Genomic DNA, 8,513 nt, shown 5'->3' on the forward strand with positions numbered 1-8,513 from the left:
CAATCGCTGAAAGCCGCTTAGTTAAGCGGCTTTTTTAATGTATAGCATTAATATAACTATTCTAATAATTCTTAGAAAAAAAAAGTATATAAGAATTGATAATTAAACATTAAATTTCAAAGACTTATAATTTTACCCAAATATAGTACAGCATTGCTATTTTATATGAAAGATGAAAAAATAAGGTTAAAAAATAAACAAGGTTGGTCTATGCAATTTAAAAGGCCAATGATTGTAATAAAAATTATCTAATAATAAGAAATAGCAATGGACAATGCTCTCACTTACAGTGCTTCACAACAGAGAAAGATAAAGCGCCTTAAGAGTTTAGTAAAGAAATACCAAAGCTCTTTACAAACACAAAACGCCCTTTTACAACTTTCAGAGCAAGCTAGTAAGGTTTCTGAATTAACTCTACTCTACCCAGCTATTCAACAAATTCTTGAAAGCAGCCTGCCATGTCGCAATTTTTATGTGGTGCTATTTAACCCCAGTATAGGCGAATTAGAGCTAACCTATTTTGTCGATGAAGTCGATGGCATCCATTTACCTATTCAAGCACAGCAAGCAGGCATGTTAGATAATTCACTGACAGGGTTAGTTTTCAAAACAGGCCGCACCAAACTATTTAACAAAAAACAAATTGAAGAGTGCGAAATAAAAGGCATTTGTCGTGTTATGGGCACACCTTGTGAGTATTGGTTGGGTGTGCCAATTCATCACGATGGTAAAGTTATCGGTGTTATGGCAACACAAAGTTATGATGTTAATCAGCCTTTTGATGAAAGCCAGATAGCACTATTTGAAACCATTGCATTCTATTTTAGTACTGCTGTTGAACGTGTTAAAAAGCGTCAGTGTATGGCGCAACAAGTTGAAGAACGAACCGAGCAACTTCGTCTAGAAGTAGCTCGTAATCAAGAAACAATTCGTAAACAAAATATCCTTTATGCAATATCAAAGTTAGCAACTAAAAGTTTTAATAATCAAGATTTCTTTAAACGAGTACACAGTATTATTAATGAGGAGGTCTATGCTAAAAACCTTTTTGTTGCATTGTATGATCGCTCAGAAAATATCATCAGTTGCCCCTATGCAGTAGACGAAATGTCCTCAGATTATCACCCTAGAACTTTTTCAAAGGGGCTTACCGAATTTGTTATTAACTCTGGAAAAACCGAGCTGTTTGATCAGAATAGGATCTTAAACGAAGTTGCTCGCGGCAATATTGAACTCCCTGTAAAGTTTAATAGCTCCCCATTACCAACATCTTGGATTGGTGTGCCTCTCTACCATCGTCAACAAGTAATAGGTATTTTAGTTTGCCAAGCATTTAACGATGAATATCGTTACAAACAATCTGACATTGAATTAATATCTTATGTTTCAGAACAGATCTCTAATGTCGTTGTTAAGCACATAGCTGATAATCAGTTAGAACAAAGAGTAAAAGAAAAGACGGCTGAACTCCAACAAGCAAATATTCACCTGCAACTGCAAATTGAAGAACGTAAGAAAATTGAGCGACAATTATTTCATGATGCACATCATGATAATTTAACTGGCCTTGCCAATCGCAGCTTATTTATTTCCCAGCTTGATAAAACATTACAGCGCAATAAACGCGATAAATCTCATTGTTTTGCAGTGATGTTTATCGACTTAGATAATTTTAAAGATATTAACGACACCCTTGGGCACCATGCCGGAGATCAATTTTTGAAATCGACCGCCAATGCGTTTTCAACCTGTATCCGCGAACATGACCTACTTGCGCGTTTTGGTGGTGATGAGTTTGTAATTTTATTAACACATTTGCAGCATAAAGATGAAGCAAAGCAGATTGCAAAACGTATTATCAAAATTATGAATAAGCCGTTTTGCATTAATGAGCAGTGCATAAAAAGTGGTGCAAGTATTGGTATTGCATATAGCAATAAAGCCTATGTTAGCACTGACGAAATTATTCGAGATGCCGATAGTGCAATGTATCAAGCGAAAAAATCGGGCAAAGGCACCATCAGACTGGCATCTTCAGAGCATATTCCAAGAAATAACTTAGTAAGTGCTAATGAAATCAATACTGGCCAGTTAAGTTTTGTAAAAACAAAAATCATCAACCTACAAAAAGACAAAGGTATTGCTACCTACTTTAATCCTCATTTAACCCTTGAGTCAGGTAGTAAAATTTCGCTTAATCATTTGCTACAAGAACAGCATCCAGCTATTGATTACAGTGATTATTTATTAAACCAAGTTATGCCGCATATTGTGCAAAATGACACAGTGTTTTTACAATTACATGCGAGCATTCTGGCAAATGAGTTTGAACATTTTAGCCATCAACTAGCTAAGTCTTACCGAGATATTTGCTGGTTGATTACTGATAGTAACTTAGTAGAGCTTTCAACACGGCAAATCGAAAATCTACAACTACTAAAAAAAATGGGATTCAAGATTGGTGTTATTGAGGTAGCAAGACAGCAAATCGACCTAGTAAAACTAACCAGCGTTGAGTTTGATTATTTGCTATTGGATTTAAGTTTTTGTCGAAAATTAATTAATGAAAAACTCGCACAACAGCAATTAGCCGCACTTATCTCGCTAACTCAAAATACAGCTTGTAATATCGTTGCTACGGGACCGGCAATTATAAACTTCCAATCGACACTGAAAAAACTTGGGGTTATTTTGTTTTTAAGTCCATTAGCACAAGAAACTGAGCAGCTTTCAACAGTTGAAACTAAGCAAAAGCCACACAGTAAATCGGCAGAGCAATAACCTTATTTTTTAAGCATTGCGCGTAAGTTAGCAACCCTTGCTTGACCTTTCTCCATACGCTGTTGTTGGTTTTGCGGCTGTTTACGCATTTCGTATGAAAGGTCGTCTTGCGGCATCTCTGCAACAAATCGGCTTAGCTCAGGTGTAATTGTCTCACCAAACATCCTGCGTTCTTTAGCGTAGGTTAAAATTAGCTCTTGCTGTGCACGAGTAATGCCTACATAGGCTAAGCGCCTCTCTTCCTCAACGTTATCTTCATCTATGCTAGTTTGATGCGGCAGTAAACCTTCTTCCATACCAACCATAAATACATAGGGGTATTCAAGACCTTTAGAAGCGTGCAATGTCAGTAATTGCACTGCATCAGATTCATCCTCTTCTTCGTTGCGTTCAAGCATGTCGCGTAGTGTCAGCTTCATTACTACTTCTGGTAATGTTAGCGGTGGATTTTCACTACTGCCAACTAACATATCAGTAATCCAGCGATACAATTCCGACACGTTTTTCATACGCATTTCAGCAGCTTTAGCGCTGGTTGAGGTTTCATACAAGTAGTCTTCGTAGTTAATCTCACGCACCATATCTTTAACTGCTTCAAGGGTATCACCGCGAGTGGCACGATCAGAAAGCTCAACAACCCAGCGTGCAAAGCCCATTAAGGCATTGTAACCACGCCCCGTTAAACGCGACGAAAGCTCAGGCTCAAAACACGCAGCAAATAAACTAATGTGTTTTTCATTTGCCAATGAACCTAACTTTTCTAGAGTAACAGGCCCAATTTCTCGTCTTGGTGTATTTACGATGCGTAAAAAAGCGTTATCGTCATCTTGATTCACCAACAAGCGCAAGTAAGCCATAATATCTTTAATTTCTGCACGTGAAAAAAACGACATACCGCCACTTATTTTATAAGGAATATGGCTTCCCATCAGTGCTTTTTCAAATACCCGAGCTTGGTGATTACCACGGTACAAAATCGCATAGTCTTTAAAGCTGGTTCGCTTCATAAATTTGTGCGAAATAATCTCAGCAACAACACGTTCAGCTTCATGTTCTTCATCTTTGGTGGCAATGACTTTAATTTGTTCACCGTATGCCAATTCACTAAACAGTTTTTTATCAAACACATGTGGATTATTAGCAATCAGGATATTAGCTGATTTAAGAATACGCCCCGCGCTTCGGTAGTTTTGTTCAAGCTTAATTAAACGTAGCCCTGGAAAATCTTTACTTAATAACACCAAGTTTTGCGGCTTTGCACCACGCCAAGAATAAATACTTTGGTCATCATCACCTACTACAGTAAAGCGCGCACGTTCACCTACCAATAGCTTAACTAATTGATATTGGCTGGTATTAGTATCTTGATATTCATCCACTAATAAATAACGAAAACGATCCTGCCAACGGTCGCGCACATCAGGATTAGCAGCCAGAAGCAGTGTCGGGATCATAATTAAGTCGTCAAAGTCGAGTGCGTTATATGCACGCAACTGATTTTGAAAACGCGCATATAATTGGGCAAATAAGACTTTTTGTTGCTCGCGCGCTTCAGCAATTGCTTGCTCAGGAACGATAAGGTCGTTCTTCCAATTGGAGATCTGCATTTTTAGCAAATTAAGCAGATCTTTATCGCCTTTCAATTCAGGTTCGGTCAATTCTGCAAGCAACTGATTGGTGTCTTGATCATCAAACAGCGAAAAGCCTGGTTTAAAACCTAAGGTATTAAGCTCTTTTTTAATGATTTCTAACCCTAAGGTGTGAAACGTTGATACCCATAAGCCTTTCGCTTCATGCTTACCAAGTGTTTGTGCCACACGCTCACGCATTTCTTTTGCGGCTTTATTCGTAAAGGTTACCGCAGCGATATTACGCGCTTTGTATTCACATTTTTGCACTAAGTAGGCAATTTTATTGGTAATTACACGAGTTTTGCCTGAACCAGCACCAGCGAGAACCAAGCATGGTCCGCTAATATATTTAACCGCTTCATCTTGTTTAGGGTTGAGTTTCATTAAAATCGCTTGCGTTAACACAACAAAGAAAGGGATTTTAAAATGCCACTATGCTAGGCGCAAGGATTGTCTTTGCTGGCTCGTTATGATGCGTTAAACTATGTACAGTTTTTAATAATAGATTTTGACTATGATTAACCCAGCCAAACTTGAAGAAATTGCAAAACAAATTACTGAAAACATGCCACAAGGTGTTAAAAACCTTGCTGACACAATTGAAGTGAAAACCAAACAAGCGATTCAAAATAAATTAAGCGAAATGGATTTTGTTAGTCGTGAAGATTTTGAAGTGCAGAGCCAAGTGCTACTAAGAACACGTGAAAAGCTAGCAATCCTAGAGCAGCGCGTTACTGAGCTTGAAGCAAAGCTAGCAAATAAAGACGCAGAATAAAAAAGAAGCTAAAGCGCTTCTTTTTCTTTTGCCTTCAATTTCGCCAGTTCACTATTGAAAGCATCTAAAAACCAAAGGTGTTTTGCTAAAAAATCATTTGAAAAATAGACTGAAAAATTACGACTAGATTCTATTGTACTAGCAATCTTCGATTTATTTTCAACATGCTTTGACAACGCATGTAAAAATACACTTTCTGATAGAAAAACAATATCCAATCTATCTGTAAGCAACATTTCTACCAATGTATCAACATCATTACTTAGCGTTGTAATTGTGTAGTCATTATCTTGTAGCCACACTTGTGTATTAGTGTTTAAAAGTGTGCCAATTCTGGCTTGTGATTTAAACTGGGGCGCTTGAAAATCCATTTTGATAGCTTCTTTATAAAACCAACACCAATTATTAATAAGCACCGCATCACTGATTTTAGCGATACGGTCACGATAGTGATTCTGTGTTGCTAAAAAGAAGCCGTCAATATTGCCGCCTCGAAGTTCCCTCAGCGCAGTCCCGTAATTATCTACAAGATCAAGTTCGTAATTTAGTCCCATATTATTTAATACTTTAGACACTCGCTCAACGCCTTGGCCTGCTAGTTGCTTATTTTCATCTAAATAAGCGTAGGGGGGGAAATTAGGTACTGCGAAGCGCAGACTAATTTGCTGAGACGATGCGGTATCATCTAATGTTTCAGCAAATACCTCAAACCTTAAAAACAATAAGCAAATACTAGCGACTAAACACACCTTGAACGGCACTGTTATAAATTTTTGCCACATGTTTTGCCCCATTTATGCTGGTTTCTAAATCTCTAATATGGCCATCAGCCAACCCATAAATCCAGCCATGGACTTCTAATTCTTGTCCTCGCTCCCATGCATCCATCACGATATTTGTTTGGCACACATTTTTAACTTGTTCGATGACGTTTATTTCACATAAGCGGTCAAACTTTTGCTGCTCACTGGCAGAACTATTAAGCTCCACTTCATACTTATCGCGCGCATCTACAACATGTCTTAGCCAATTATCGATTAACCCTAATCGCACACCGTCAAGTGCGGCTTTAACACCGCCACAACCATAATGGCCTACCACCATGATGTGTTTTACTTTTAAAACCTCTACTGCATATTGTAGTACAGAGAGACAGTTATGATCAGTGTGTACCACCATATTTGCTACATTTCTATGAACAAATAATTCGCCAGGCAATAAGCCAACTATCTCGTTGGCTGGTACACGGGAGTCAGCACAACCTATCCATAAATATTCGGGATTTTGCTGCATTGAAAGAATCTTAAAAAACTCAGGATCCCGATCCGTTGTTTCTTTTGCCCACGAGCGATTCTTAACAAAAAGATGCGCTAATTTATTCATCAGTATTTGCGTTCCTGATAGTTTTTTAGGCTTTTGCCTGAATTAGTATATTTCTTGGTGTGATCTGTTTTTCACAAAACTCACTGAGTGTAACGCGGTAGCCAAATTGCTCCAAATATAAAACACGGTCAAGCACTAACCAAAGCTCAATCAAACGCCTAAAGCCATGACGCACTAACTCTATGCGCTGCGTAATTTGACGTCGTAATTTACCTTGTTCTAAATAAGCTGCGTAATCTATCTGTGCTGGTAAAGTAATATTCTTTTGCTTAGCAGCCCATGTACAAAAATCACTAAACTCACCAGAGAACAGGGCTTTTTTGGCTGACGGCACTGGAAGATAGCTGTCTTTTTCAAGTACATCATCAAGCAAACAGTCAAAGGCTAAGCGCCATACTGTTTCAGTTTCACGTAAACGTGAAATACGTTTTCCTGAGGTAACTGTTTCTTGCAGGGCGAGCTTTAAATCACTGGCAGTAAAGGTAACCAGAGACTGCTTGGCTACCTCACTCATTGCAACATACTGCTCAGATTGCTGAAATAAGTGATAACAACAGGGTGAAATGCTCATTAATTTAGTGCCTTTGGCAACACCATGTTTAATCAGTGCTTGGTGCAGCCCGCCACAGGCATGAAGTGCCACCGCATGCTGCTCTTGCTGTAAATAATCTGCAGCACGTTCGGATAAAACATCCAATTCAGCAAGTTTAATATCCAAGCCAAATTGCTGTGCTAACTGCTGCCCCTCAGCAACTAGCTGAGGCTGTATTTCAACGCTCTGTACTGGCACTTTGTGGGCAAAATGATATAACCGCCCTAAATGCCCTTTACCTGCGCACCACTCCAGCAGCGGTAAGTCTTGCTCTGATGTTTGCATCACAAAACTTTCTAACTGAGCAATTTTACTGCCTTTAATGCCATTGGTAAGCCAAAACGGAAACTGGGCTGTTTGCTTATTTGCGCTTGGCAGTTGTAACAAGCTTTCAACATTATCTAACTCAGGAATAAGATTTGCCAAGTAACGCTGTAACTCAACTTGATTACTTTCAAGCTGTTCAACATCATCATCAGATAACGCCAGCAGGGTTTCTGTTAAATGCGGCCAAGGTATTTCGCGCGACGCAAATGCAACGCATTGCCAATAGGCTTGCGTTTTAGTTAATAGCGTATCGATTGCGGTAAAAAGTGCGGTGTGAGACATCTTCAACACAGGCTAAATTTGAATAGCGATATGATAACAAATCTTGCTGTGATGTTCAGAATAGAAAATGCCCCAATTATTGGGGCATTTAGATAAGTTGTTTACGTTAGCTGTTTGCTACCTGCGCGAGCTGTTGTGCTTTACTCGACAAAAACTGCAAATAACACGGATTGTCAGTTTCTTCTTGATAAGCATAAGCTAAACGTTGTAAGTGCTCACTAAAGGCAGCGTTATCTTGCTCAGGCACTTCAAATGCAGCCAATACATTTCCGGTTGCAGCACCATGATTGCGATAGTGGAATAAGCTAATATTCCAATTTGCGCCTAAAGTATCTAGAAAACGCTCGAGCGCTCCTGGGTACTCAGGAAACTCAAAACGAAATAAGCGCTCTGATAACTGCTCACCCGGTTTACCGCCAACCATATAACGCACATGCAATTTAGCCAGCTCGTTATTGGTCATATCAACAAAAGCATAGCCTTTATCGGTCAGCTCTTGTTTTAAGCTCACCAGTTCAGCTTCACCATTACGTAAGCCTACACCAACAAAAATTTCAGCATCACCTGGGCCTGTGTAGCGGTAGTTAAACTCAGTAATCGAGCGGCCATTGAGTGCCTTACAGAAACTTTTAAAACTGCCTTTTTCTTCTTTAATAGTCACCGATAACAAAGCTTCGTTATGCTCACCCAGCGCAGTACGCTCTGCCACATAACGTAATCTATCAAAGTTAAGGTTTGCACC

At 39.0% G+C, this 8,513-nt stretch carries 6 protein-coding genes and 1 pseudogene; 2 read left to right on the forward strand and 5 right to left on the reverse strand.

Annotation, left to right across the window (positions count from 1 at the left end; all coding sequences use genetic code 11):
- Nucleotides 1-267: 267 nt before the first annotated feature.
- The gene (locus tag ABYD77_RS07105) at nt 268-2,781 is read left to right on the forward strand and encodes a diguanylate cyclase domain-containing protein (RefSeq protein ID WP_372768397.1); all 2,514 of its coding nucleotides are present in this window, start codon (nt 268-270) and stop codon (nt 2,779-2,781) included.
- 2 nt (nt 2,782-2,783) lie between these two features.
- On the opposite strand, the gene rep is transcribed toward ABYD77_RS07105, so the two are convergent.
- Complete coding sequence (rep, locus tag ABYD77_RS07110) at nt 2,784-4,796, reverse strand: DNA helicase Rep (protein WP_372768399.1); 2,013 nt, start codon at nt 4,794-4,796, stop codon at nt 2,784-2,786.
- Nucleotides 4,797-4,926: 130 nt separating this feature from the next.
- Here rep and ABYD77_RS07115 point away from each other — a divergent pair, with 130 nt between their 5' ends.
- Nucleotides 4,927-5,187: an accessory factor UbiK family protein gene (locus ABYD77_RS07115; RefSeq protein ID WP_372768401.1), complete on the forward strand. Its 261-nt coding sequence runs from the start codon at nt 4,927-4,929 to the stop codon at nt 5,185-5,187.
- Between the two features lie 8 nt (nt 5,188-5,195).
- Here the strand turns inward: ABYD77_RS07115 and ABYD77_RS07120 are convergent, their stop codons facing one another.
- The 4 genes and pseudogenes from ABYD77_RS07120 to ABYD77_RS07135 form a co-directional block, all read right to left on the reverse strand.
- Complete coding sequence (locus tag ABYD77_RS07120) at nt 5,196-5,969, reverse strand: substrate-binding periplasmic protein (protein WP_372768403.1); 774 nt, start codon at nt 5,967-5,969, stop codon at nt 5,196-5,198.
- A complete protein-coding gene (gene can, locus ABYD77_RS07125; protein ID WP_372768405.1) occupies nt 5,920-6,570 on the reverse strand; it encodes a carbonate dehydratase in 651 nt (216 codons plus the stop codon). Before can ends, ABYD77_RS07120 begins: the two co-directional genes overlap by 50 nt.
- Nucleotides 6,571-6,595: 25 nt before the next feature.
- Nucleotides 6,596-7,771 (reverse strand): methyltransferase, encoded by a 1,176-nt coding sequence (locus ABYD77_RS07130; protein ID WP_372768407.1) that lies wholly within the window; start codon nt 7,769-7,771, stop codon nt 6,596-6,598.
- A gap of 106 nt (nt 7,772-7,877) precedes the next feature.
- Nucleotides 7,878-8,513, reverse strand: a pseudogene (locus tag ABYD77_RS07135) (threonine ammonia-lyase, biosynthetic); the annotation flags it as partial.

It is taken from the genome of Pseudoalteromonas sp. (assembly GCF_041629635.1).
In the GTDB taxonomy this organism is placed as follows: domain Bacteria; phylum Pseudomonadota; class Gammaproteobacteria; order Enterobacterales; family Alteromonadaceae; genus Pseudoalteromonas.

What these genes read in the sequence shown, in the direction of transcription:
- ABYD77_RS07105 (WP_372768397.1), top strand. Translation starts at nt 268, where the DNA reads ATGGACAATGCTCTCACTTACAGTGCTTCACAACAGAGAAAGATAAAG.
- rep (WP_372768399.1), bottom strand. Translation starts at nt 4,796, where the DNA reads ATGAAACTCAACCCTAAACAAGATGAAGCGGTTAAATATATTAGCGGA.
- ABYD77_RS07115 (WP_372768401.1), top strand. Translation starts at nt 4,927, where the DNA reads ATGATTAACCCAGCCAAACTTGAAGAAATTGCAAAACAAATTACTGAA.
- ABYD77_RS07120 (WP_372768403.1), bottom strand. Translation starts at nt 5,969, where the DNA reads ATGTGGCAAAAATTTATAACAGTGCCGTTCAAGGTGTGTTTAGTCGCT.
- can (WP_372768405.1), bottom strand. Translation starts at nt 6,570, where the DNA reads ATGAATAAATTAGCGCATCTTTTTGTTAAGAATCGCTCGTGGGCAAAA.
- ABYD77_RS07130 (WP_372768407.1), bottom strand. Translation starts at nt 7,771, where the DNA reads ATGTCTCACACCGCACTTTTTACCGCAATCGATACGCTATTAACTAAA.